This window comes from Kitasatospora sp. NPDC034035 (assembly GCF_055575755.1).
Map to the genome: position 1 here is coordinate 291,025 of NZ_JBVISA010000002.1, position 24,733 is coordinate 315,757.

At 69.9% G+C, this 24,733-nt stretch carries 24 protein-coding genes and 2 pseudogenes; 4 read left to right on the top strand and 22 right to left on the bottom strand.

The annotated features are described in order from the left end of the window. Positions 1-94 precede the first annotated feature (94 nt). The 19 genes and pseudogenes from ACZ52J_RS04090 to ACZ52J_RS04180 form a co-directional block, all read right to left on the bottom strand. Entirely contained in the window at positions 95-283 is a 189-nt protein-coding gene (locus ACZ52J_RS04090) for a hypothetical protein (protein WP_465615644.1), read from the bottom strand. After that, a complete protein-coding gene (locus ACZ52J_RS04095; protein ID WP_465615646.1) occupies positions 280-1,206 on the bottom strand; it encodes a thiopeptide-type bacteriocin biosynthesis protein in 927 nt (308 codons plus the stop codon). The genes ACZ52J_RS04090 and ACZ52J_RS04095 overlap by 4 nt, the downstream gene beginning before the upstream one ends. After that, the gene (locus ACZ52J_RS04100) at positions 1,203-3,617 is read right to left on the bottom strand and encodes a hypothetical protein (protein ID WP_465615648.1); all 2,415 of its coding nucleotides are present in this window, start codon (positions 3,615-3,617) and stop codon (positions 1,203-1,205) included. Before ACZ52J_RS04100 ends, ACZ52J_RS04095 begins: the two co-directional genes overlap by 4 nt. Continuing rightward, positions 3,614-4,771 (bottom strand): PqqD family peptide modification chaperone, encoded by a 1,158-nt coding sequence (locus tag ACZ52J_RS04105; RefSeq protein ID WP_465615650.1) that lies wholly within the window; start codon positions 4,769-4,771, stop codon positions 3,614-3,616. The genes ACZ52J_RS04100 and ACZ52J_RS04105 overlap by 4 nt, the downstream gene beginning before the upstream one ends. 152 nt (positions 4,772-4,923) lie before the next feature. Beyond that, a complete protein-coding gene (locus ACZ52J_RS04110) occupies positions 4,924-5,109 on the bottom strand; it encodes a thiocillin family RiPP (RefSeq protein ID WP_465615652.1) in 186 nt (61 codons plus the stop codon). 43 nt (positions 5,110-5,152) lie between these two features. Continuing rightward, positions 5,153-5,326 (bottom strand): thiocillin family RiPP, encoded by a 174-nt coding sequence (locus ACZ52J_RS04115; RefSeq protein ID WP_465615654.1) that lies wholly within the window; start codon positions 5,324-5,326, stop codon positions 5,153-5,155. A 28-nt stretch (positions 5,327-5,354) separates the two neighbouring features. Beyond that, the gene (locus tag ACZ52J_RS04120; RefSeq protein WP_465615656.1) at positions 5,355-5,534 is read right to left on the bottom strand and encodes a thiocillin family RiPP; all 180 of its coding nucleotides are present in this window, start codon (positions 5,532-5,534) and stop codon (positions 5,355-5,357) included. Positions 5,535-5,572: 38 nt separating this feature from the next. Further along, positions 5,573-5,743 (bottom strand): thiocillin family RiPP, encoded by a 171-nt coding sequence (locus tag ACZ52J_RS04125; RefSeq protein ID WP_465615658.1) that lies wholly within the window; start codon positions 5,741-5,743, stop codon positions 5,573-5,575. A gap of 87 nt (positions 5,744-5,830) precedes the next feature. Further along, positions 5,831-6,616 (bottom strand): nitroreductase family protein, encoded by a 786-nt coding sequence (locus ACZ52J_RS04130; protein WP_465615660.1) that lies wholly within the window; start codon positions 6,614-6,616, stop codon positions 5,831-5,833. A 2-nt stretch (positions 6,617-6,618) separates the two neighbouring features. Continuing rightward, entirely contained in the window at positions 6,619-8,316 is a 1,698-nt protein-coding gene (locus ACZ52J_RS04135; RefSeq protein WP_465615662.1) for a nitroreductase family protein, read from the bottom strand. Next, positions 8,316-8,894: a TOMM precursor leader peptide-binding protein gene (locus tag ACZ52J_RS04140; RefSeq protein WP_465615664.1), complete on the bottom strand. Its 579-nt coding sequence runs from the start codon at positions 8,892-8,894 to the stop codon at positions 8,316-8,318. Before ACZ52J_RS04140 ends, ACZ52J_RS04135 begins: the two co-directional genes overlap by 1 nt. A gap of 359 nt (positions 8,895-9,253) precedes the next feature. Next, on the bottom strand, positions 9,254-10,588 hold the full coding sequence (locus ACZ52J_RS04145; protein ID WP_465615666.1) for a YcaO-like family protein: 1,335 nt from the start codon (positions 10,586-10,588) through the stop codon (positions 9,254-9,256). Further along, entirely contained in the window at positions 10,585-11,517 is a 933-nt protein-coding gene (locus tag ACZ52J_RS04150) for an ABC transporter permease (protein WP_465615668.1), read from the bottom strand. Before ACZ52J_RS04150 ends, ACZ52J_RS04145 begins: the two co-directional genes overlap by 4 nt. Before the next feature lie 94 nt (positions 11,518-11,611). Beyond that, positions 11,612-12,631, bottom strand: coding sequence for an ABC transporter ATP-binding protein (locus ACZ52J_RS04155; RefSeq protein ID WP_465615670.1), 1,020 nt, complete (start codon positions 12,629-12,631; stop codon positions 11,612-11,614). 542 nt (positions 12,632-13,173) lie between these two features. Beyond that, a complete protein-coding gene (locus tag ACZ52J_RS04160) occupies positions 13,174-14,058 on the bottom strand; it encodes a phosphotransferase enzyme family protein (protein ID WP_465615672.1) in 885 nt (294 codons plus the stop codon). Further along, on the bottom strand, positions 14,055-14,870 hold the full coding sequence (locus ACZ52J_RS04165) for a hypothetical protein (protein WP_465615674.1): 816 nt from the start codon (positions 14,868-14,870) through the stop codon (positions 14,055-14,057). The genes ACZ52J_RS04160 and ACZ52J_RS04165 overlap by 4 nt, the downstream gene beginning before the upstream one ends. 159 nt (positions 14,871-15,029) lie before the next feature. After that, a complete protein-coding gene (locus tag ACZ52J_RS04170) occupies positions 15,030-15,986 on the bottom strand; it encodes a pirin family protein (protein ID WP_465615676.1) in 957 nt (318 codons plus the stop codon). A 93-nt stretch (positions 15,987-16,079) separates the two neighbouring features. Beyond that, positions 16,080-16,310 (bottom strand): annotated as a pseudogene (locus ACZ52J_RS04175) (pirin family protein); the annotation flags it as partial. A gap of 130 nt (positions 16,311-16,440) precedes the next feature. Further along, positions 16,441-16,944: an SseB family protein gene (locus ACZ52J_RS04180; RefSeq protein WP_396288965.1), complete on the bottom strand. Its 504-nt coding sequence runs from the start codon at positions 16,942-16,944 to the stop codon at positions 16,441-16,443. A gap of 213 nt (positions 16,945-17,157) precedes the next feature. Here ACZ52J_RS04180 and ACZ52J_RS04185 point away from each other — a divergent pair, with 213 nt between their 5' ends. Continuing rightward, entirely contained in the window at positions 17,158-18,987 is a 1,830-nt protein-coding gene (locus ACZ52J_RS04185; RefSeq protein ID WP_360497935.1) for an acyl-CoA dehydrogenase, read from the top strand. 368 nt (positions 18,988-19,355) lie between these two features. Beyond that, positions 19,356-20,663, top strand: coding sequence for a M18 family aminopeptidase (locus ACZ52J_RS04190; RefSeq protein WP_465615679.1), 1,308 nt, complete (start codon positions 19,356-19,358; stop codon positions 20,661-20,663). An 81-nt stretch (positions 20,664-20,744) separates the two neighbouring features. On the opposite strand, the gene ACZ52J_RS04195 is transcribed toward ACZ52J_RS04190, so the two are convergent. Both ACZ52J_RS04195 and ACZ52J_RS04200 read right to left on the bottom strand, forming a co-directional pair. After that, the gene (locus ACZ52J_RS04195; protein WP_465615681.1) at positions 20,745-22,559 is read right to left on the bottom strand and encodes an NHL domain-containing thioredoxin family protein; all 1,815 of its coding nucleotides are present in this window, start codon (positions 22,557-22,559) and stop codon (positions 20,745-20,747) included. Between the two features lie 64 nt (positions 22,560-22,623). Continuing rightward, positions 22,624-23,136, bottom strand: coding sequence for a GNAT family N-acetyltransferase (locus tag ACZ52J_RS04200; protein WP_465615683.1), 513 nt, complete (start codon positions 23,134-23,136; stop codon positions 22,624-22,626). Between the two features lie 129 nt (positions 23,137-23,265). Between ACZ52J_RS04200 and ACZ52J_RS04205 the strand changes: the two genes are divergently transcribed. Further along, positions 23,266-23,754, top strand: coding sequence for an LURP-one-related/scramblase family protein (locus ACZ52J_RS04205; protein WP_360497927.1), 489 nt, complete (start codon positions 23,266-23,268; stop codon positions 23,752-23,754). 139 nt (positions 23,755-23,893) lie between these two features. Further along, a complete protein-coding gene (locus tag ACZ52J_RS04210) occupies positions 23,894-24,316 on the top strand; it encodes a DUF350 domain-containing protein (protein ID WP_360497925.1) in 423 nt (140 codons plus the stop codon). A 52-nt stretch (positions 24,317-24,368) separates the two neighbouring features. Here the strand turns inward: ACZ52J_RS04210 and ACZ52J_RS04215 are convergent. Next, positions 24,369-24,717 (bottom strand): annotated as a pseudogene (locus tag ACZ52J_RS04215) (winged helix-turn-helix transcriptional regulator). Positions 24,718-24,733: the final 16 nt, after the last annotated feature.

The window sequence follows — 24,733 nt, forward strand, 5'->3', positions numbered from 1 at the left end:
GGTTGGAGCCGCCCAATGGAGGCGGATCCAACCGCGGAGCCAGGAGCACCTGCGCGTATGGAGGGCTCTGCAGGCAGTCATGCTGCGGCGCGAATCAGCGCATCCTGCCCACCCGGCCCAGGAGTCGTACGCCGCCTGCGATGAGGCAGCCTGCTGCCGCTGTGAGCAGGAGTGTGGTCGGCACCGTGTGCAGAACCACTGCGGTTCCGATGGCTCCTGCGGCCAGCACCAGCAACGTGCATGCCAGCAGCAGTCCTCCGGCTCGCTTGCTCTCGTGGTTCATGAAGAGCCTCCTTGGTGCTTCGCGGCGATGATGCCGAGCAGTGCTTCCTCCCTCGGAAGGATGCCCAGACGGTTCGCCATCATGTGGTTCTGATGGAAAATCAGGTGCCCCGGTGTGCGCGGTACAGACGCGTCGACCGTCTGCCGGAGATACGAGGTCACTGCAGCGGACCAGTCGTAGAGCTGGGCGAGCGCCCAGGGGTCCGTTGACAGGTGCTCCAGGGAGCGCTGGACGGCCTGCTCCCTCCCGGCCTGCCGTCGTAGCCCGTCGCGGAGTCGCTCCGCTTCGGCGCCGGCGTCACGTGTCCACCAGTAGAGGTGCCGCTCCCAGTAGTCCGCCGGACTCGGGCTGCCGGGCCGGGTGCCGTGGTTCTGCTGGACCACCGTCACGGAGGCGCGCATCAGGAGGACGGCCAAGGCGGCTCGGTCGGAGTCCTTGGCCAGGAAGTTGGCCCTCAAGGCCAGCTCACTGGACCGCTCGAACAGGGCCTCGGCCGCTTCCACCCCGAGGGGGCCGCCGTACTTGTCGAGTTCGGGCTCGTACAGGGCCGTGTCGGCCCCGGCGTTCCGGCCCTTGAACAGGCTGTCGTCGAAAGGCACGAGCGAGGTGTAGGGCTCGCAGGCCTGCGCCGCGATCTGCCCGCATGATCTGGCCAGGTCCGGCAGCTTGCGCTGGAGCTGGTCGAGAAGGCGTCGGCCGCCACGGACGCGCAGCCGTAGGTGCGGGCCGCCGGTCCAGTCGGTGTACCGGATGAAGAACCAGCGTTGGGCTCCACCGTCCGTGAGCATGGGCACCAGCTCGGGCATAAGTGTCTGCACCGCCAGGTCCATGCGCTCCAGGCCGCCCGGATACAGGCGTGCGTACCACCAGTCCGGGAGGCCGTTCGGCCAGGTACGGAGCGGTGCGCCTTCGGTGGCGGTCATACGCTCCCTCCAGGACGCTCCCAGCGGAGGAGCGAGACATGTTCGGCGGCGCGGTGCTGCCCTTCGGCGTCCTCGACCCAGTGGCCGTCCCCAGCGGGGGCGGCTTCCGACAGGCGGATGGCAGTGGCGTTCACCAGGCGGGGGTTGCCCGCAGTGGCGATGACGGCGTGGGCACTGCGGAAGGAGAGCCAGGAGGGCTTGCGACCGGAGTAGTCGCTCATCGGGCCGCCGTTCTCCAGGGTGAGGAACACCTCGTCCGGCAGTCGGTGGACGCGGCGCCAGGAATCCATCCGGGCGAAGAATCCGTACGGGTCCTCCCCCTTCTGCGGCACGGGCAGCAGGTTCGGCGCCAGTCGCCAGGTACGGCGGCGCAACACCAGGCGGCCGTGGGTCCTGGCGGGTTCCTCCTCGATCTGCTCGCCGGGGGGTGCCAAGGTCTCCAGCGGGCTGTGGTTGCAGCTGAGATGGATGGCGCCGTTCACCCATGGGTCGGCCAGGCAGAGCAGGAGACGGACCGGTCCTGACATCAGGTGCGCGGGGACTACACCGAGGTAGACCGGGCCCACGGGATTCCCATCCCGATCGGTCAGCAGCAGCGTGTTCTTGTCCGGCTCGTGGTGCAGTTGCAACTGGTCCAGCCCGTTGGGCGATTGGGCGTTGGCGGGCTCGCCTGGCCAGTTGAACGGCGGTAGGAGGCCGGCGGTGTCCAGCTGCATGCTGTTGAGGTCCGCGCACAGCGAGACCTCGTGGGGCTGGGCGTCCGGGAACGCGGTCTCGACCCAGTCGCGCAGCTGTCCGGAGAGCCCCGGGCCGTCGTCGGTCGGGTCGAGCAGCCGACGGAAGCGTGCGACCAGGCCGCCGAGGCCCGGGTTGAACTGGTTGACGACCATCCGGTAGTCGCCCTTACCCACGCGGCCCCCGTCGACTGCGCCGAGTTGGTACAGAACGGTGGTGGCGGGCGGTGCGCTGCTGGCCGAGACCGGCAGCCAGGCCCGGTCCGTGGGGGCGCCGAAGCAGGCCCGGTCGGCGATCAGAGCGGCGCCGAACTGCTGGCCGAAGTCAGGGCGCGCCGCGAGCTCCATCAGGAACAGGTAGGCGTCCGGGCAGTGTCCGCCGACGCCGTAGCGGGAGACGAACTCGGCCGACATCCAGTCGTAGAGGTGGCTGCGGAAGATGTGGGGCCTCGTGAGCTCCGCGAGCTTGCGCAGGTCCTCGTGGACGTACTCGGTGGGGAAGTCGACGGCGACGTCCGACACCGCGTCCTCGTACACCGAGAGCGGCTTGTCGCCGAGCCTGAGCTCTGCCATCTCCGCCAGCCGGCCGTGGCCGTCCAGGAGGCCGAGACCCTTCGCGCGCTGGTGAACTTCGAGTGCCTTGGCCGCTGCTGCGGTTGCTGCTTGGGTGGCAGCTGTGCCCAAGCAGGCTGCCAGGGCGGGCAGGGGCTCGGCGTCACCGTAGGCCCATGGCAGGACCACGCGGATCAACTGGGTGTCCAGCAGGCGGAGGTAGTGGGCGAACGGGTCATCTCCGCCCAGCCGGGCGAGGAAATCCCGCACGGGCATCCGTGGCCAGGAGGCGAGGGCTTCGAGGGTGTCGCGGTAGAGGACCGCATCCACCACCGTGTCGGCTCGCCAGGCCAGCGCGGTCCCGGACCGGACGGCGGGCGTCAGCAGCCTCGGGCGCCCCTCGACGGTGCGGGCCGAGCGGTTCGGCTCGACCTGGAAGGCCGGTGCGCACTCCTCGTCCCGGGCCAACTGGTCGATCCAGGACCTGATGTGCTGTTGGGCCACGCTGACCCTACTGGTCGCGTCGGCGCCGGCGCCGTCCAGCGCGAGGGCGGTGAAGCGCGAGAACGGGCTCGTCTTGGTCGCGGCGCGGGATGCGTACGCGAGCACCCCCCTGGCCGCCTTGGTGCCAGGCCGTAGGTCGGCTGGGCGGAGGTGGCGCAAGAGGTCGGGGCTGGCATGGGCCAGGCCGCGCGAGAACGCGGGGTGGTCGAGAAGCTCGCGCAGTCGCCGGCCGGCGGCTTCGGTCTCCTCCGCGTAGGCCGTTGCTGCCGCGTTGCGGAGGGAATCCACCCGACTGAGACCGTCCAGGTGCCTGGTGAGTAACTCGGCTTCGGCTTCGAGCCGGTGACTCAGCTCGGTGCGGTGTTCGGAGGAGAGCACGGGGGGCTTGCCGCTGTGCAGTGAGCGGCGCAGCGCGAGGGTGCTGCGGCGCAGCGCCGGATCGTCGTCGAGGAGAGGCACCAACTTGTAGAGGGTGTCTCCGAGTTGTACCGCTGATTCGCCCAGCTGGTGCTGGATGGTGGCGATCTCCGTGAGGAGGGCGCAGGTGCGGGGGAGTTCGACGTCCAGGGCCTCCACCGGCAGGCCGTTCACGCGGTGGAGGGTGAGGGGAGCCACGATCATGAGCCGATCACCGACGAGAGCAGGCGCCACCAGGAGGCCAGGATGAGAACGGCCATGACGAGGCCGTAGCCGAAGCAGACCAGACCGAAGGCGAGGTAGCCGGCGCGGCGTCGGAATCCCACCGTGCTCAGGTGGCTGGGCAGTTCGGTTCGCGTGACCAGGTGCGTGAGGTAGCCGAACGAGCGGCCCCGCAGGTTGACGGCTCCGATGGCCGATTCGAGTGCGTGGTAGCCGTCGGACGGTAGCAGCGGGTTGAGGTTGACGATCATCAGCAGGACCTGCATCTGCAACAGGGCTGCGGCGATCTCGGCGGCGGTTCCGTGCGTGGTCAGCAGCACCAGTCCGCTCGCCCCGGCCCAGAAGACGTCGCTGAGCGGGCCGGCCAGGGCGATCAGTGCCCGGGCGCCACGGCTCCTGACCCGGTAGGCGTCGGTGCGGTCGACGTAGGCGACCGGCATCACGAACAGCATCAGCGTGATCCCGGCTTCGCGCACAGGCACGCCCAGGTACTGGCAGACCAGAGCGTGTCCGGTTTCGTGGACCGCGATCTGCACCACCATGATGCCCATGGCGGGCCAGAGCCAGGTCGAGTAGTGCATCCCGAACGGGTGTCGGCTGAGGGCGACTCCCGCGCACACGGCTGCTGCTGCGAGGCCGGTGAAGAGCAGTCCGAGCAAGAGCCGGACGGGGACGGCGCGCAGCCGAGCGGCCAGCGGTTCGAGCAGCTTGTGCGCCGACCTGGTCAGTGGCCAGCGGGGGGTACGGCGGCGCAGCGACTTGTTCAGGATCCGCCTGCGGTGGTCCGGCGGCGGTTCGGCGGTCAGGACGCCCACCTGTCGGAGTTCACTGAGGAACCTGGCCACGGTCTGCTCGACCTTGGCGGAGTCGCCGGGCGCGACTTCGACGACTCGCCGGATGAGCTCCCGTCCGGTCGCCTGGCCGTCGAGGAGGCTCAGGACGGCCGTTCCGGCCTTGGAGATGGCTACGTAGCGCCCGGTCGCGACGTCGAAGAGCATCGGGCGGCCGTCAGCGCCCTCCAACTGCTCGACGGTTTCCCGCAGCGACAGGGGCTCGGTCTCGATCCAGCTCAGGTCCTCCGCCCCGCCCGGACCTTCGCCCGGGTCGGGGGTCTTTCGAGCGGTTTGGAGCCGCATGCTCGCCCTCCTGTGATACTTGGGCTGGTGCCCTGGGCACCGAACGGCTCGCGCCGCCGGTTCGGCGATCTTGTCCATCGCCGAACCGGCGGCGCGGCTCTGTCGGTGGGTCTAAGGGATCAGCCCGCCGACGAGTCGGTGGACCGCGAGGGTCAGGCCGACGAGATGGTGCCGGCGGTGGACGCCGACGAGGCCGGGCAGGACGCGCAAGCGCCGCACGCGAAGCAGCCCGTGGTACCGAGCAGGGTGGCGCTGTCGAGGGCCTCGACCGACATGTCCTCGGCGGACAGGTCGATCGCCCAGACGTCGTGCTGCTGCTCGACGAGGTCGATCTTCATGGTCGTTCTCCTTCCTGGGTGGTGCAACGAACGTGGTTGATGGTCAGCCGATGCTGGAGGCCGACGACGACGAGGAGGCCGTCGAGGCCGGGCAGGACGCGGAACCCACGGTGGTGCTGGAGGTCCACGTGCCGAGCAGCGTGGCGTCGTTCAGTTCCTCGACCGAGAGTCCGTCGGTGAGGTCCTCGGCGAACAGGTCGATGGTGTCCTGGTTCATGGCGGTTCCCCTTTCGTGATGGAGGTGTTCAGCCGGCGCTGGAGGCGCTGCTGCTGCTGCCGGCGGTGGACGCCGGGCAGGAGGCACTGGTGAGGGTCCCGAACGAGCCCCAGGAGCCGAGCAGGGAGTCGCTCGCCAGCGGTTCGGCGGTCAGGGACAGGCCCTCGCCTTCCTCGGCGAAGAGGTCCAGGACGTCGATGGCATCCATGTGGTTCTCCTAGCGGATCGGAGTTGCCGTCGGCTGGATCAGCCGGCGGAGCTGACCGTGCCGTTGGACGACGCGGTCGAGATCGGGCAGGTGAAGCAGTCCAGCGAGCTGACGCTGGAGAAGGAGCCGAGGGCGGCCTCGCTCGGGAGGGCGTCCACGGGGAGGGCCAGGTCCTCGGCGAAGAGGTCCAGATCCTGGAGGTTCTCCATGAGGAGCTCCTTAGGTTGTGGGACGGGCGTCGTCCCAGGTGCTCCCCGCCCCGGCCGGGACGGGGAAGTATGGGTGGACAGCAGGGGTCAGGCCCCGGTGCCGTCCAGCGGGTGACCGACGGCCAGTGCCAGTAACTGGCTCGTGTGGTAGCCGTCGACGGGCACCAGCGGGCGCAGCGCGGCCGCGAGGAATCCGGCGAAGATGCTCCCCACCAGGCCGTGGTCCAGAGCGGTCAGCCAACCGGCGTAGGCGGCGGCGCCGGCGCGGCTGAGCAGCAGCCGGTGGCCGTGTTCACCGTGCCGGTCGAGGGAGGAGGCGAGCGGCCCGCAGACCATGAGGATCGCCGGCGCCTGGGCGAACTCGACCTGGAGGACGAGGTCAGCGGCGGCGTCCCCGACCGGCAGCTCCCCGATCTCGGTGAAAGTGCCCGTCTGCGGGTCGGCCAGGTGGATGGCGGGACGCAGTCCGCTGACCGCGCGTGCCGCGACCAGGAGTTGGAGCCCGGCGCCGGCCTCGTGGTCGGGCCAGGACGCCTGGTCGAACCGGCCTGCGGCGGCCACGACGGCGGCGATCACCTCGGCATCGACCGGACGGTCCGCGTAGAACCGCTCGGACAGCCGTCCGCGCTGCAACTGCTCCAGGGGCGACAGCGGCGAGGGCGCTGGAGTGACCGCCACCCGCGTCGGTGTGTCGAGGCCGGCGTCGAGAGCGCGGAAGAGTCCGGGAGAAGGCGTACGAGGGCCTGCCTGAACGTCTTCCTCGTCCAGCCGACTGTGTGTCCGCAGCAGCCCCAGGGCCTGCGCATGGTCGGGAAGCCTCAGCGCGTCGTCCAGGATCGCCGGGTCAACGGCAGTTCGGGCGTCGGTACGCATGGTCACTCCTCCTCGTGGTTGAGGCCGGCGCCGATCAGCAGCACCCCGGTTACGGGCTCGTTGTCGAGGTCGAGATCGAACAGGTCGGCCAGACGGCCGTCGTCCCACCGGTCGAGCGGTCGAGCCGACAGTCCGAAAGCACGGGCGGTGTAGGTGAGTTGGGCGATGGCGGCGCCGGCGTCCAGATGGATCACGCGCCAGCCGAATCCGTAGTACTTGGAGGCCACCCGCGACAGCGCACCGGTCAGCACGATCACCGCAGGGGCGACGGCGGCGGCGGACGTCGGGTGCCCTAGGTCGAGAGCGTCCCCGAGCCGGGCCAGCCGGTGACTGCTACCGACGTACCCCCACAACCCGGGTTGGAGATCCGTCACCCGGCGGGCGAGCACATGGAGCTGCACCGATCCCAGGTTTCCACCCGTCGGGGCCCAACGCTGGACCTTGCGCTCGGAGTCACCGCCGGGGCGGAGCCCGGCGCCGCGCTGCAGCACAGCCGCCAGCTGATCCAGCGGGACGGTCCCGGTGCCGAGTACGTCGCCGAGGGAATCGGGGCCCGTCAGGTGAGCGGGGACGGTGGCGGTGCGGCCCGCCAGCTCCAACTCCCTTGCGCTGGGCCAGCGCTTGGACTCGTGCTGGAGGGCCAGGTTGCCCGGCTTGTAGTGGACCTGGTGGGCTCGCGGGTTGAGCAGGCGTCGCGGTGTGAAGGCCACCGAGCTCTCGAAGACGACTGCCAACGGCACGCCGGCCGCGGTCGTGGTGACCTTCGGTCCCGGCGGAGCGGGGATGGGGGCCATCACGTGGAGGCTCTGCTCCCAGCTGCCGAGGTCGACCCGCATCAGGCCGCGCAACACGGGAACGGAGCCGACCCGGGCGACCAGTGCAGCAGTCTGCGCGGCGACCAGGGACGCGGCGAGCTGCTTTCGGAGTTGCGTGGAGAGGCCGGTGGTGTCGTCGGCCACGGGGGCGGCCAGGCGCTGACGTTCAGCGTCGGCGAAGCTCGCGGTGAACTCGTGGTCGATGTAGGGGCCCAGCTCCACCGTGCCGCCGCTGAGGCGGACGGGCAGGAACGGCACGGCCGCCCGAGCGCACTCCTCGGCCAGTCCGACCGGAGCCTCGGCCCCTTCCTCGATCGCGGCCAGCACGAGATCGTGCCGGCGGTCCGAGGACGAGGTCACGCCGGCTACGGGCCCGAGCGCGGTCATCCCCGCAGCGGTCAGCTCCTCCAGGATCAGCCTCGCGAGCTCTCCCTCACCGGCCACGCCGATCTGAGCCCCGGCCAGGCGGGCCAGGACTTCGGAGGTCGAGCTGTTGACCCGGGTGGAGTCCAGGCCGCGCGACCAGAACGCGGCCGCGGGGGAGTCCGGAGCGGCTGTGACGCCGTTCTCACCCTCCTCCAGCAGCCCGCAGGTGTAGAGCAGCGCGATGACCCGCTCCACGTGCGGCTGGGGCAGGCCGGTGCGTTCGGCGATTCCCTCTGCGTCCAGGGTGCCGTCGAGCAGCGGAAGGATGGCGGGGACGAGGTCGCGGGTGGCGGCTCCACGCAGGATCTGCCTGCTCGGGGCGCCTTCGATGAGGATCCCGTCGGGCATGTCGAGTCGCACCAGCCCCCGGACCAGGGCGGGCAGCCGGGGACAACGGAACTGCGGATCACCCGCGACGGCTCGGCGCATGTCTTCCGCCGAGACGAGTTGACCAGCCATCATCGTCCTTCGTCCAGGACCGGGAGCAGCGCCGTCAGGTCGTCGGCGAGCTGGCTCCAGGTCGATACCGGCTTCGTGTCGCGGCAGCGGTCGCAGCCGTGCACGGCCACCACCCGGGCGGCCGAGGCCTGGTGCTCGAGCAGGTGGTAGTGACGCACGGTGCCCGCACTCTCGGCGAGCGTCCCGTCGTCGAACCGCTGCAGCTCCGCCTCGACCAGAGCGGCCGCCAGACCCACGTGCTGCGGCAGGAAGCCGGCGGGGCCCGCGGCCGGAGCCGCGTCGTAGTGGGCGTGCAGGGCGTCGGTGATGGCACTGTCCGGCTCGTGCTGGGCACGGCGCTTGCGGAAGCAGCGGTAGCAGGGGCCGCTCCCGGGCACCACGACCGGGCCGACCCGCAGTCGGGGATGGTCCAGCACCACCGGCAGCCAGGGGGTGCCCCAGGCGACGGAGCGTACGTCGATGGTCTCGGCGAGCCTCGGCGTCTCCCGCCAGGAGAGGAGCACCCGCAACCTCGCCTGCGGCCACGCGGCCGAAGCGGTGACGGGCCACTGGCCCTCACCTTCGACGCTCAGTGGCATGCGTCCTCGTACTTGCATCAGGCGCTCGGCGACAGCGGTCCCGAAGTCGCCCACAGCGATCAGGTGCACCGGTTCCATTGGTTCCTCGTCTTCTGGACCGTCTCGTCGATCGGTCAGCGGGAAGAGCAGTTGGGCAGGGGCTGAATCTCACGCCGGAAGCCGTGCACGGGCATGACCGTCCTGACGCACCAGAGGCGTCGGGAGTCGGTGGGCAGTGCCTGCGAGGGCCGCCCAGGGCATCGTTCGCCCGAGATGGCGGGCGGGGAGCAGGCGGCTCAGCGTCCGGTTCCGGGAGGCCGCCCGTCTGGGGAGTGGACACCAGTCAACGGGCGGTCAGCCCCCTGTGGGGCAGAGTGCTTCTACGCGAACGGCTGCGGAAGCGGGTTGATCTCGTCCACCGACAGCACGGGGTGGCCCATCCGGGCCGGTGCCTGGTACAGGCGAGGGTGGGCCAGGTAGCGGGCCCGGTAGGTGAACGAGAGCGGCATGAGCTCCGGGATGAGCACCCGGACCACCCGGAAGCCCGCGTCCCGTGCTTCGTCGGTGGTGCACTCCACGGCCACCACGTGGCAGCCGGCCTTGTGCAGCCACTCCAGCAGCACCTGGAGATCCCCGGCGGACGAGCCGGTCGCCAGCGTGGGCAGCTCGCTGAACTTGCGTCGGTGCTCGCCCTTCAGCAGGAAGTCGAAGTCACCGAGCCGTTCGGGCCGGCCCATGTACGCCGCACCGTGATAGACGTTGAGGTAGTCGTCGAAGGACTCCGGCAGGTCACGTCCGACCTGCATCGCGATCCGAGACGAGGCCGACTCCCGGGTGATCTTGGCGATGGAGTCCGCAGGGTCGAGCCCGGCGTTGCACATCACCAGCTGTCCCAGAACCTGGTTGTCCGGGCTGAGATCGACGGAGTAGACGACCGGCAGACCCAGGTCGGTGGTGGCGTCGAAGAACACCGTCTCCACCTGACTGCGCCGTGAGCGTTCCAGGTAGGGAGCCAGGGAGTCGGGCACCTCGTCGAACTCGATGCGCGGCAGCGCGAGTTTCTGGTACCACGTCAGGGAGATCGCGTCCCGCTCCACCACCTCGCAGATGGCGTTGACCATGGCCTGCGCCAGGTCCGTGTGGGTCGCGCAGCCGGTGGAGATCGGGTTCCAGTGGCGCTCTCCGCGGGACTGGGAGGCCAGGTGCATCCACACGTGGACGGCGGGAACCCACTGGGGGCGGCGCTCGGTCAACGACCAGCCCCGTGCCCACCGCATGGGCGCGTCCTCGTCGAGATCCACGGCCATCGCCCTGGGGTGCGCGAGCTCGGCGGGGGAACATCGCGGGAAGGTGCGCAGCGGAAGCGCTTCGTCACCGAGCTCGCGAGCGGTCGCCCAGATGAGCTGGTCCTCGGGTGCCGCGCAGGTGGAGTAGCGCTCCAGCGCCTCCGCGACGCACAGCCGGGCCGCTCGCTCAGGATCCAACCCGCCGCCGGCGCCGTCCATCTGACCGCGTGCACCACGACTTCCGACCGCGTCGGCGACGTTCGGGACGACACGCGCGATGTCCCCGAGGGAGGCGCTGAAGATCGGGAACCGGGGCTCGCCCGGGTGGTTGGGCAGGCGGTGGACTCCGTTCACCAGCCCGTAGGGGCTGACGAGTTCGTCAAGGTTCAGCAGCCCACCGAGTAAGGTGGGCGACGGTATCGCGGTCATCTTTCTTCCCCCTGGTCCCAGCTGAAGAGTCGAGCAGCGAGTAGTGCGAGGAGAACGGCCGAGCCCGCCAGTACCAGCCAGTCCACGGCGATGCCGTGCAGTGACGGCGCGCCCGTGAAGGCGTGGCTCAGCGCGTCCACCAGGTAGGTCGTCGGGAACGCCTGGGACACCGCGCGCAGCGGGCCGGGCATCAGTTCCATCGGCAGGAACAGTCCGCTGAGCAGCATGGTCACCGGCATCAGCAGGGCCAGCAGACCGTTGGCCACTTCCGCGTTGCGCATCCTGGCGGCGACCAGGTAGCCGAAGCCGAACAGCATCAGGGCGCCCAGCAGGCCGCTGACGAGTACGGGAAGCGCGTCCCCCGGCGCGAGGTACCCGCAGATCGCCGCGATCACCCCGACCACGACGACCTGGGCCATGACGAGCCCGAGGCGAACCGGAGCCTGGGCGAGGATGAAGGTCCGTCGCTCCAGGGGGGTGGTGCCGAGCATCCGCAGAGTACCGCGCTGGCGGAGACCGATCAGCGGCGTGGCCGTGCCGAAGAAGGCGGCCGACATCAGCGCGATGAATAGCACGGTGGGCAGGGACGCCTTCACCGGATCGAACGGCACTCCCCCATCCGGCGTGCGGAAGACCGAACGGGCTGCCGCACTGGCGTCCTTGTCGAGCGCGTTGCGCATCCCGCGCACCACTCCGAACTTGCCGGCGTCGACCGTGACGACCGGTCGGCTCTCCTCAGGCTGGACGACCGCATCGTAGCCGCCGAGCGCGCGGGGCTGGCCCGGCAGCGCTTGATCCAGCTCCTTCACGGTGAGGCCCTTGACATGGTTGAGCCGGTCGGCCACCTGATGCTGGCCCGGTCCCGGAGCCACCGCGACGTGGTAGGAACCGCCGCTCGTGACGAATCCCATGCCGAGGAACATCGCCATGAAGAACAGTGGGAAAGCAAGGACGAAGAATGCGGTTTTCCCGTCGCGGAAAAGCTCCCTGGAGTTCGTCCTGACCAAATGGGAGAACGTTGACTTACGAGGATTCATCCGCTCCGCCCGTGTGATTGCTTCCGGTGTCCTTGGAAGCCGAGGCAACCAGGTTCCTGAATACCTCGTCCAGCCCCCCGTGTGCAACAGAAAGGTCGGTCGCATTCAGTTCGGGAGTGGAAGCGACATGCTTGAGGACGATATCGCCCTGTCTGGTGCTCACCTGCACCGCGAGACGCCCACCGCGGGACTCTGTCTGCACGGAGGAAACGCCCGGAAGTCTGCGGACGGCAGCCAGCGAGGTGGGTGAGTCTGTGGCGAACGAGATCGTGCTGAGGCCGCCGAGTTCGCGGACGAGTTCCGCGGGGGAGCCTGAGGCGACCACCTTGCCTGCCACCAGCACGGCCACCCGGTCACAGAGCTGGGCGGCTTCGTTCATGTCGTGGGTCGTCAGCAGGACGGACCCGCCGGCTCGCCGGTGTGTCCGGATCACGTCCCACAGGAGCTCACGTGCCTGCGGGTCGAGGCCGGCGGCGGGCTCGTCCAGGACGAGCAGCTTCGGTCGCCCGACGATGCTGACCGCCAACAGCAGCCTGCGTCGCTGCCCGCCGGACAGCGCTTTGACCTTTTGATCCGCCTGCTCCACCAGTCCGACATCGTTGAGAACCTCGTCGACGTCCATCGGCTGGGAATAGAAGGAGGCCCACAGCTCGACGGTCTCCCGCACTTTGAGTTGCGGGAACAGGGTGCCCTCCTGGGGCTGCACCGCGACCTGGGTCCGCAGATCCAGGCTCCGGTCGGCCGGGTCGAGTCCGAGGACGCGGATCAGCCCGGCAGTCGGCCTGCGAAGCCCCACCAGGCACTCCAGGGTGGTCGTCTTGCCAGCGCCGTTCGGTCCGATCAGCCCGAAGACCTCGTTGACACCGATCTCCAGCGAGATTCCACGGACCGCTTCCTTGCCGTCGTAGCTCTTCCGCAACCCGTCGATGCGCACGGTCGGTCGAGCCTCAGTCGGCTGATCGGACGCGCCCGAACGATCGGCGGACGTCACGCTGTTCGACGACATCGAATTCCCCCCGGAATTCCTGAAGATCATCTAGGGCTTGGGTCTTGGAGTTGCCGTGCGACTGATCCCTAGATCATTCTCTGTATATCTTTAAGCGGAACCTTGGCTGCTCGTTTGGCGCCCGATGCGCGCTCGCCCGACCGGCCGTGTCCGCACTGATGCTTGCATAGGATGCGAACGTGGTGCAAGTTTTTCGAACTTTGAGTCGTGGTGCAGTTGAAGAATCGTCCACCTGTGCCATGTTACTGATGGAGAGTCGCACTCTGTCCATTTTGTGATTATCGGCGATCGGAATCCTTGAATCCCCTTAATTTGATCACCGGCGTTGGCCGACCAGTCGTCGACTGGCGGTTGGCTGTGGTGGGTGGCTGATGGAGATCGCCTGACCCTGTGCCACGGCGCAGGCGCACCAGGCGCCACACGCGTGAGCGGCAGCTTCGCACGTCGCTCACGCGACCCTTCTGGTGCTCCAGCTGGTCGAGCGTTCGGTGCCGGGGCGGCGGCGCAGTGGTCGTTGGCGGGTGTGGCGCCTGCTCACAGTGTCAGCTGACGACGGTCCAGCCCCACGGGCGCGGACCGGCCACTCCTTGCAGGCAGCCGAGGCGGTAGTGGGCTTCCGTCCGATGGCGGGCAGGATCGGCTGCCGCGTGCTGGAGAGCGAAGCAGGTAACACGGAGTTCGCGGATGCTCCGGAGCACCGGGTAGCCGGCCCAGGTCATCACGTCGGTCCCGTACGCCTCGCAGAAGGCGGCGTACTCGCTGTCCGAAACCGAGCCGAAGCTGTCGTAGCCGACAGCAGTGGCGGTGAGGTCCCAGTCGGGAGGCCCCAGAGAGGTCCGCTCGAAGTCGAGCAGGTACGTGGTGGTTGGGGTGACCGCTACGTTGCCGCGCCAGGCATCCCCGTGGATGACGCTCCTCGACAGGCTCGGCCGGAGGCCCAGCCACGCTGTTTCGAGTTCGGTCAGGCGGCAGCGCAACCAATCTCGCTGGTCGTCGTCGAGAGTCGTCGCGGCGTCGATCCGGGCGGGCAGCCGGACAAACGGGGCCAGGTGACCCAACGGGAAGTCAGGAACAGGGAGTTCGTGGAGACGCCGGAGGAGCGGCGCGATGTCGGCAGCCGCACCCGGCCGGTGCGGGGGGAGCTCGTGCCAGAAGGTCACCGGGTTGCCGTCCACCTCCAGCGGCTTCGGCAGGTGCGCGAGCGGGCGCACCGCAGGTACCCCGCAGTCGTGCAGCCAGCGGGCAACTGCCAGTTCGCGGCTGGCGGCGCCGGATTGGCCGGGGCGGCTGATGCGGGCCACGACCCCGTGCGGCAGCCGCCACAGTGCGTTCTCCCCGATCCGGATCGGCTCGGCTCCGGTAGCGGACAGGCCGATTTCCGAGCATGCCTTGAGTAGCAGGGCACGGGAGTTATCGAGGACGTTCACACCGCCACCGTAGCTGCGATCTGTTCCCGCAGGTCCCGGACGTCGGTGAGGCTGCGGTGACGGTGGGCGACCCGGGCGAGCTCGGCCAGTTCGTGGTTGGCGCGGAGCGAACGGAGGTCGCTGACCTCCGCGAGTGCGGTGCGACCCTCGGCCAGGGCCTGCTCGGGGTCACTGGCCGCCATCTGGAGGGTGGCGAGCTTGGTGCGGGAGAACGCACGCGAGCGGGCGAAGCCCTCGCCGTGGCCGTCAACCGCCGCCTGCAGCCGCCGGAGGGCCTCCTGCGGCGGGTGGCCGGCGAGGGAGAGGTCGAAGAGGGCGTGCCCGGTGTCCCCGTGGTGCTGGGCGCCGTCGTAGTAGGCCATCCACGGACCCTCGTCCGCCGGGGAGATCGAGGCGAACGAGTCGTCGGACGTGCCGATCGCGGCCAGCGTCTGCTGGGTGCGGCCCATCTTGGCCAGGGCGCGGGCGCGGGCGTTGTGGAGCATCGACTGCTCGGCGGCGGAAAGGCGGTCGGCGCGGGCGAGGCCGAGCTCCGCGAGAGTGAGGCCGGAGTCGGGATCGCCTCGCCAGATGGCCTGCCGGGAGCGGAGGTTGTAGGAGATGGCGCGCAACGGCCGGTTGTCCACTTCCTCCGCGCACGACGTGGCGAAGGCGAAGAGACGCTGGGCGTCGTCGTGGGCGAAGGCGTCGAAGGCCGCCGCGCCGACCACGGTGGCCAGGCGGCTGACGGCGCCGAACAACTCGGCCCGCAGCGAATCAGAGCAACGGACATTCAGCAGACCAGCTGCCCAGTTGGGTCCACGCCAGGGCATGGACACGAGTTCGGCTGTGGCGACTGCGCTTGTTGTGGTTCTACCGGTGCTTTCGGTTGGGCGCCGGGGCCCATCGTGGCGATCCATGAGGGGCCTACAGGACGGCGGTGGCCCCACGCGTGAGGGCAAGCTGGGACCACCGCCATAGGGATACTTGGCTCAGTTGGCGTCGGCGGGGATGGTGCCGAGGCGGCCGGCGTGGAAGTCCTCCATGGCCTGCTGGAGTTCGCGGTGGCTGTTCATCACGAACGGGCCGTAGTGGGCGACGGGCTCCCGGATCGGCTGGCCGCCGAGGAGGACGACCTCGAAGTTGGCCTGGCGCGAGTCCTGGGTGTCGTCCGCACGGATCGTGAGGGAGTCGCCGTCGCCGAAGACAACGGACTGGCCCATGTGGAACGGGCGCCGCTCCTCGCCCGCCGAGCCCGTGCCCGCCAGGCCGTACGCCAGGCCGTTGAAGTCGGACCGCCAGGGCAGGGTGACCTGGGCGCCGGGGTTCACCGACACGTGGATCATCGTGATGGGCGTGTGGGTGGCGCCGGGGCCGTGGTGGCCCGCGATGTCACCGGCGATCAGCCGCACCAGCGCGCCGCCGTCCGAGGAGGCGAGCAGCTTCACGTTCGTACCCCGGATGTCCTGGTACTTCGGCGCGATCATCTTGTCCGAGGCGGGCAGGTTGACCCAGAGCTGGAGGCCGTGGAAGAGGCCGCCGGACATGACCAGGGACTCCGGCGGGGTCTCGATGTGGAGGAGGCCGGAGCCAGCCGTCATCCACTGGGTGTCGCCGTCGGTGATGACGCCGCCGCCGCCGTGCGAGTCCCGGTGGATAAAGGTGCCGTCGATGATGTAGGTGACCGTCTCGAAGCCCCGGTGCGGATGCCAAGGGGTTCCCTTTGGCTCCCCAGCGGCATAATCCACCTCGCCCATTTGGTCCATCATGATGAACGGGTCGAGGTACTTCTGGTTGATCTTGGCGAAGGCCCGGCGGACGGGGAAGCCTTCACCTTCGAAGCCCTCGGGGGCGGTCGAGACGGCCAGGACGGGCCGGGCGACGGAGCCTTCGGCGGGGGCCGCGATGCGCGGCAGGATCAGCGGGTTCTCAACGGTCACGGCAGGCATGTCGGCCTCCTCAGTTGGGGTGGATTGCGATGTTCGTCTTGCGTTTCAGCAGGTCAGAGCCCTCTTGCGACTAGTCCCCCAACTGGACTAGCTTTTGGGCTCGCCGGCCGCGTAGTCCACCTCGCCCATCTGGTCCATCATGATGAACGGGTCGAGGTACTTGGTGTCGATCTTGGCGAAGGCGCGGCGGACGGGGAAGCCCTCGCCCTCGAAGCCCTCGGGGGCGGTGACCACGGTGCGGACCGGGCGGGCGCTCGTGACGGCAGCGTCCGGCGTGGTGACGCGGGGAAGGGTCAGCGGGTTGTCGACGGTCACGGCGGGCATGTCGGCCTCCTTCGAGGGGGGTTCTTCGGCCTACGTGCACGAGGTTAGTTCAATTCTCAACAACAAGCAAGTTGAAAATTGAACTATGTAGGGACGGAGGAGCGCGGGCTCCTCTTCCTTGCAGGGTGGACTAGCCGTACATCCGGCGCATGGTGAAGTCGACCATCTGCTCGACGGCCTTGGCGTCGAACACCATCCGGTGCTCGCCCTCCATGTCCAGCGCGAAGCCGTAGCCGGTCGGCAGCAGGTCCAGGACCTCGGCGCCGGTGACGGTGAAGTGCTTGGAGTCCTTGCCGGCGTAGCGGCGCAGCTCCTTCAGCGAGCTGAACATCGGGATCACCGGCGTCGGGGTGTTGTGCAGTGCGAGGAAGCCGGGGCGTTCGCCGCGCGGGCAGTGCACCTTCGAGGTGATGAAGATCGCCTGGAAGTCCTCGACCGCCATCGAGCCGGTGGTGAAGGCCCGGACCGCGTCCGCCAGCGAGGGCGGGGAGGGTTCGGGGTAGAGCGACTGCTGGTCCGTCTGTGCCTGCGCGCCGTAGGCGTCCGGTCCGGGCATGCCGTTCATGCCCGGCTGCGGTCCCGCCTGCTGCTGGTAGGGGTCGCCCGGGTATGCGTTCTGGTCATATCCGTACACACGGACAGGCTAGCGGGAGCGCACCCGCCCGCGCTGGCGCCGATCCTGACAAGGAGTGGTCGCCGGGACTGTGGGACGTGACCACGTTCATAGCGGATTCACCGTCGAGGGCTTGCCCAAGTTACCGCTGGGTAGCATCATGATGCCTACTGGTGGGTACGGGACGCCGGAACGCGGCGGTCTCCCGGAAGCGACGAACCGGAGAAAACGGCCATGGGTCACTACAAGTCCAACCTGCGTGACGTGGAGTTCAACCTCTTCGAGGTGTTCGGCCGCGAGCAGGTCTACGGCACCGGACCGTTCGCGGACATGGACGTCGAGACCGCGAAGAACATCCTCAGCGAGATCTCGCGCCTGGCCGAGAACGACCTCGCCGCGTCCTTCACCGACACCGACCGCAACCCGCCGGTCTTCGACCCGGAGACCAACACCGCGCCGATCCCGGCCGCGTTCAAGAAGAGCTACCAGACCTTCATGGACGCCGAGTGGTGGCGCCTGGGCATCCCGGAGTCGATCGGCGGCCAGGTCACCCCGAACTCGCTGATCTGGGCCTTCGCCGAGCAGATCCTCGGCTCGAACCCGGCCATCTGGATGTACTCCTCCGGCCCGGCCTTCGCCGGCGTCATCGCCGAGGAGGGCACCGAGGCGCAGCTCGAGGTCGCCAAGCGGATGACCGACCGCCTGTGGGGCTCCACCATGGTCCTCACCGAGCCCGACGCGGGCTCCGACGTGGGCGCCGGCCGCACCAAGGCGATCCAGCAGGAGGACGGCTCCTGGCACATCGAGGGTGTGAAGCGCTTCATCACCTCGGGCGAGCACGACATGTCCGAGAACATCATCCACATGGTGCTGGCCCGCCCCGAGGGCGGTAAGCCGGGCACCAAGGGCCTGGGCCTCTTCATCGTCCCGAAGTTCGACTTCGACTGGGAGACCGGCGAGCTCGGCGAGCGCAACGGCGTCTACGCCACCAACGTCGAGCACAAGATGGGCCTCAAGGCCTCGAACACCTGCGAGATGACCTTCGGCGCCAAGCACCCGGCCAAGGGCTGGCTGCTCGGCGACAAGGTCGACGGCATCCGCCAGATGTTCAAGATCATCGAGTTCGCCCGCATGATGGTCGGCACGAAGGCCATCGCCACCCTCTCCACCGGCTACCTGAACGCGCTGGAGTACGCCAAGGAGCGCGTGCAGGGCGCCGACATCTCGCAGTTCCTGGACAAGACCGCCCCGCGCGTCACCATCACCCACCACCCGGACGTGCGCCGCTCGCTGCTCACCCAGAAGGCCTACGCCGAGGGCATGCGCGCGCTGGTCCTGTTCACCGCGTCCACCCAGGACGACATGATGGCGGCCAAGTTGCGCGGCGAGCACGACGAGGCCGCCGAGCGCCTGAACGACCTGCTCCTGCCGATCGTCAAGGGCTACGGCTCGGAGAAGTCCTACGAGCAGCTCGCCCAGTCCCTGCAGACCTTCGGTGGCTCCGGCTACCTGCAGGAGTACCCGATCGAGCAGTACATCCGCGACGCCAAGATCGACACCCTGTACGAGGGCACCACCGCCATCCAGGGCCAGGACTTCTTCTTCCGCAAGATCGTCAAGGACGGCGGCCAGGCGCTCACCGCGCTGTCCGAGCAGATCCAGAAGTTCCTCGGCTCCGCCGCCGGCGGCGACGCCCTGGCCGCCGAGCGCGAGCTGCTCGCCAAGGCCGCGGGCGACCTGGAGGCCATCGTCGGCAAGCTGCTCGCCGACCTGACCTCGGTCGAGCAGGACGTCAAGAACATGTACAAGGTGGGCCTCAACACCACCCGCCTGCTGATGGTCTCCGGCGACGTCGTCGTCGGCTGGCTGCTGCTGCGCCAGGCCGTGGTGGCCCTCGCCAAGCTGGAGGCCGGCGCCTCGGAGAAGGACATCCCCTTCTACCAGGGCAAGGTCGCGGCGGCCCGCTTCTTCGCCAAGAACGTCCTGCCGACCGTCACGCCGCAGCGCGTGATCGCCGAGGGCATCGACAACGAGATCATGGAGCTGGCGGAGGAGGCCTTCTAAGGCCTTCCTGCACCTTCTGACTGCCTGACGAAAACCCTCACACCGAAGGGCCCGGCTGCCACCGGGCCCTTCGGTGTGTCCCGGCCCTTTTCCCGGGCGCTTTCCCCGGGCGCTTTTCGCCGGTGCTTTCCTCCGCGCTCTTCCGCGGTGCTTTGCTGCGGTGCCCTCCCCGGTGGCCGTCGGCTTCACGGCCTGCTGACCGTACGCGACCAGGGAGTATCCGCCCGGCGGGCGGCGCGTGTTGCGGGTCGTTCACGGTTGTGTCCGGGTTGAGAGCTTCCGAATGCCCTGTCCGTGTACGGGCATATGCTCAACGTGCGAAGTCGACTCCCCATCCGGCTTCGGCCCTCCCTCAACCCAGGAGCAGTATGTCGACCGCCGCCCGCCAGGCTTTTTTCGACCGGACGCACAGCGACGATCTGATCGCGTTCCTCGGCACCTCGCCGTCCCCGTACCACGCGGTCGCGAGCGCCGCGGAGCGGCTGGAGAAGGCGGGCTTCCGGCAGGTCGCCGAGACGGACGCCTGGGACGGCGCCGCCGGCGGGCGGTACCTGATCCGCGGCGGCGCACTGATCGCCTGGTACCTGCCGGAAGGGACGGGCCCCGAGACCCCGTTCCGGATCGTCGGCACCCACACCGACTCGCCCAACCTGCGGGTCAAGCCGCTGCCTGACACCGGCTCGGCCGGCTGGCGGCAGGTCGCCGTGGAGATCTACGGCGGCGTCCCGCTGAACACCTGGCTGGACCGGGACCTCGGCATCTCCGGCAGACTCGCGCTCAAGGACGGCACCGCCCGGCTCGTCCAGTTGGACGAGCCGCTGCTGCGCGTGCCGCAGCTCGCCATCCACCTGGACCGCCAGGTCAACGAGGGCATGAAGCTCGACAAGCAGCGCCACCTCACCCCGATCTGGGGCCTCGGCCCGGTCGACGAGGGCTCCCTGATCTCCTACGTCGCCGAGCGGGCCGGCCTGGCCGCCGCCGACGTGGTCGGTTGGGACCTCATGACGCACGACGTCCAGCCCGCCTCCTACCTGGGCCGCGACCGCGAACTGCTGGCCGGCCCGCGCCTGGACAACCTGCTCTCGGTGCACGCCGCCACCGCCGCGCTCGCCGCCGCCGCCACGGCCGACGGCGCCGCCGAGCTGCCGTACATCCCGGTCATGGCCGCCTTCGACCACGAGGAGACCGGCAGCGAGTCCGACACCGGAGCGCAGAGCCCGCTGCTCGGCAACGTCCTGGACCGCACGATCCACGCCCGCGGCGGCACCCCGGAGGACCGCGTCCGGGCGCTCGCCGGCACTGTCTGCCTCTCCTCGGACATGGGCCACGCCGTCCACCCGAACTACAGCGAGCGGCACGAGCCGGGCCACCACCCGATGCCCAACGGCGGGCCGATCCTCAAGGTCAACGTCAACAACCGCTACGCGACCGACGGCGTCGGCCGGGCGGTGTTCGCGGCCGCCTGCGAGAAGGCGGGCGTGCCGTGGCAGACCTTCGTCTCCAACAACGCGATGCCCTGCGGAACGACGATCGGCCCGATCACGGCGGCGCGCCTGGGCATCAAGACCGTGGACTGCGGCATCGCGGCGCTCTCCATGCACTCGGCGCGCGAGCTGTGCGGCGCGGAGGACCCGTACCTGCTGGCGAGCGCGATCAAGGCCTTCCTGGAGGGCTGAGCACCTCCGGTACGACAGGGGCCCGGCTTGCGAGCCGGGCCCCGTGTCGTCCGGTCGTCCGGGCCCCTTGTCGTCCGGGGGCTACTCCATCCCTGCCAGGACCAGCGGGAGGCGGCGGGCACCGCCGGCGACCAGCTTCACCGGCACGCCCCAGTCCTGCTGGTGCACGTGGCAGGCCGGGTACTCGATCTCCGGGTCGTCGTCGCAGGAGGCCGCCATCGCCGAGACGTGCAGCACGCCCTCGGCGACCTCGTCGGAGAGCACCAGCTCCCGGGAGAGGTCGCTGTCCGCGCCCCCACCGGAGACCAGCAGCTCCGGCGGGGTCGCGCTGACCAGCAGCCGGGTGGACGGGCCGTAACGCTCGTCCAGCTTCTGGCCGCTCGGCGCCGAGAAGACCACGTCCAGCCGGAAGGCGCCCGGCGCGACCTCGGTGGCCGCGCGCTGGGTGCGGTGCGCCACCGACTCGACCCGCACCGCCTCCTCCGGCAGCCGCAGCCTGGTCAGCCGGTGCCGGGCCGACTCGACCACCACGATGTCGCCGTCCACCAGCACCGCCCCGGAGGGCTCGCGCAGGTCGGTGGCCAGCGTGCTGACCTCGCCGGTCGCCGGGTCGTAGCGGCGCAGCGCGTGGTTGTAGGTGTCGCTGACGGCCACCGAGCCGTCCGGCAGCACGGTGACGCCCAGCGGGTGCTGGAGCAGGGCCTGGTCGGCCGCGCCGTCGCGGTGGCCGAAGTCGAACAGGCCGGTGCCGACGGCGGTTTGGACCGTCTTGGTTTCACGTGAAACCGAACGCAGCGCCGAGGTCTCGGAGTCGGCGACCCAGAGCCGCTCGCCGTCCGCGGAGACCGCGAGGCCGGATGGCTGGGCGAACCAGGCCTCGGCGACGGGCCCGTCCACCAGACCCTCGTTGGTGGTGCCGGCCGCGACGCCGACCTCGCCGGCCGCCGGGTCGTACGCCCACAGCTGGTGCACGCCCGCCATCGCGATCCACACCCGGCCGTCGAACCAGGCGACGTCCCACGGCGAGGAGAGGTCCACCTCGCGGGCCGGGCCCTCGGTGGGCGAGCCCTGCCACCACTGGCGGCCGGTGCCGGCCAGCGTGGTCACACTGCCGTCGGCCAGCCGCAGGCCGCGCAGGGCGTGGTTGACGGTGTCGGCCACGACCACGTCGTACTCCGAGCCCTCCGGCAGCAGCGCCAAGCCCTGCGGCTCGCTGAACCGGGGGCTGCTGCCGTCCACCAGGCCCCGCTGCCCGTCGCCGATCCGGCGCACCACCGTCTCGCCGTCCTCGGCCAGCTCCACCAGCGAGTGATGGCCGGAGTCGGCGACCAGGAAGTGCCCGTTCGGCAGCCGCACCGCCTTGCCGGGGAACCTGAGATCCCCCGCGGTCGGCTCCGGCGCCACGTACGGGCCGTCGCCACGGCGCAGCGTGCCCTTCGCGGCGTGCTCGGCCTCCAGCTCCTCGACCAGGCGGGCGATCGCGTGGGCGTGCCCCTCACCGGCGTGCTGGGCGACCACGTACCCCTCCGGGTCGATCACCACCAGCGTCGGCCAGGCCCGCACCGCGTACTGCTTCCAGGTGGCCAGCGCCGGATCGTCCAGCACCGGGTGATGCACCTCGTACCGGGCGACGGCGTCCACCACGGCCTGATGGTCGGCCTCGTGCACGAACTTCGGCGAGTGCACCCCGACGATCACCACCGTGTCGCGGTGCTTCTCCTCCAACTCCCGCAGCTCGTCCAGGACATGGAGACAGTTGATGCAGCAGAAGGTCCAGAAGTCCAGGACGGTGATCTTGCCCCGGAAGTCGGCGAGCGTGAGCTCCTTGCCGCCGGTGTTCAGCCAACCGCCTGCCCCGACCAGCTCGGGGGCGCGTACACGTGCACGAGATGCCATAACCCCATCAAACCGCATCGCACCTGCCCGCATTCCGGAGCGGGCGGACCCCTGCGTCACAACCTCACCGGCGGGTGAGGTCGGCCTGCCAGCGGGTTTCGCCGTCCTGGGTGCGGGCGGTGGGGTGCAGGCCGAGGGCGGTTGCGACCCTGGCGGAGGCGTGGTGGTCGGGGTGGATGTGGGCGACGGCGGTGGTGACGCCGGCGGCGGTGAGGTGGTCGAGCAGAGCGCGGGTGGCCTCGGTGGCCAGGCCGCGGCGCTGCCAGGGGGTGCCGACCACCCAGGCGAGTTCGGCTTCGTCGGGGCGGACGGTGGCCTGCACGTAGCCGAGGAGGGCGCCGTCGGCGCGCAGCCGCAGGACCCAGTTGCCCCACTGCTCGGCCGGGTCGGGGGAGCCGGCGGCGAGCCGGGCGCAGCGGGCGTGCATCTCCTCCGCGGTGGCCGGGCGGCCGCCGGTGAAGGCGTGCAGGGCCGGGTCGGCGAGTGCGGCCGCCAGTTCCTCGGCGTGCTCCGGGGCGATCGGCAGCAGGTCGAGGCGCTCGCTGTGCAGCGGGGCGGCGGTGGGGTCGGGGTGCATGGCGGTATTGAACGCGACCGGATGCCGTCGTGCGACGGGGTTTCCGGCGGGTGCTTCGTGGCGGTGCTTTTCGGCGGGCGGGGGAACAGGGTCGAATGGGGCCGACGTCAACACGGAGGAGGTTCCGCGGTGCGGTATCTGGTCAGGGAGAAGCTGTTCGCGGTCGGCGACGACTACTGGATCGAGGACGACCAGGGCCACAAGGCGTACCTGGTGGACGGCAAGGTGCTGCGGCTGCGGCACACCTTCGAGCTGAAGGACGCGCACGGCCGGGTGGTCGCGGTGGTGAAGGAGAAGATGCTCACCGTCCGCGACGCGATGAAGATCGAGGACGCCGAGGGCGAGGTGATCGCGACCGTCCGGGAGAAGCTGTTCACCCCGTTCCGCGACAAGTACCTGGTGGACCTGGCTTCCGGCGGCGAGCTGAAGATCCACGGCAACCTGATCGACAAGGACTACCGGGTCGAGAACGACCACGGCGACGAGCTGGCCCGGATCAGCCGCAAGTGGTTCCGGATCCGGGACACCTACGGGGTGGAGATCGCCGACGGCGCGGACACCGGCCTGCTGCTGGCCATCGCGGCCTGCGTCGACCACCTGGTGCACGAGGAGGACTGACCCGTCCCGCTTTCCGGATCCCCGGTCCGCCTCTCACCCGTGTGGGGTATCTTTTGCCAACCCTTGACCGGGCCGGTCGAGGGGCCCTGACCAGCCGGTCGGGGCGTACGGCGAGGGCGGACCGGGGGCTGGAACCACGATGAACGACATCCTGCACGGGCTCGGCGCGGCGGCGGCCTACGGCGCCCTCGGGGTGGTGCTGCTGCTCCTCGGCGTCGGCCTGGTGGACCTGCTGACGCCCGGCAAGCTCGGCCACCAGATCTGGGTCGAACGCAACCACAACGCCGCGGTCCTGCTCAGCTCCGCGCTGCTCGGCATCGGCGGCATCGTCTTCACCGCGATCATGTACACCTACGCCGACTTCGCCAAGGGTCTGGTCTCGACGGCCTGTTACGGCCTGCTCGGGCTGGTGCTGATGGCCCTCGCGTTCTGGCTGGTGGACCTGCTGACGCCCGGCAAGCTCGGCGCCGTCCTGGTCGAGCCGGAGCCGCACCCGGCGGTGTGGGTGTCGGCCAGCTGCAACATCGCGGTGGCGGCGGTGGTGTCGGCCGCGATCGCGTAGCGGAACGGGAAAACACGGAACGGGAAAACGCGGGACGGAAGGCCGGGGCAGGTCAGGCCGGGTACGGCGCCCGGCCCAGGACGTGCTCCCGTCCCCAGTCCCCCAGCGGCCCCAGCGCCGTGTTGAGGCGGCGCCCCGCCTCGGTCAGCGTGTACTCGACCCGGGGCGGCACCTCGTCGTACGCCTCCCGGTGCACGATGCCGTGGCGCCTCCATCTCGCGCAGGTGCGCGGCCAGCACCTTCTCGGTGATCCCCGGCAGCAGCCGGCGCAGCTCGCCGAAGCGGCAGCTCGGGCGTTCGCCCAGGGCCCAGAGGATCGACACCTTCCACTTGCCGCCGATCACGTCCATCGCGGCGTCCGTCCCACAGATGTACGCCCCCGGCCTCGGCACGGTCGCCATGCCCACCCCTTCCGAA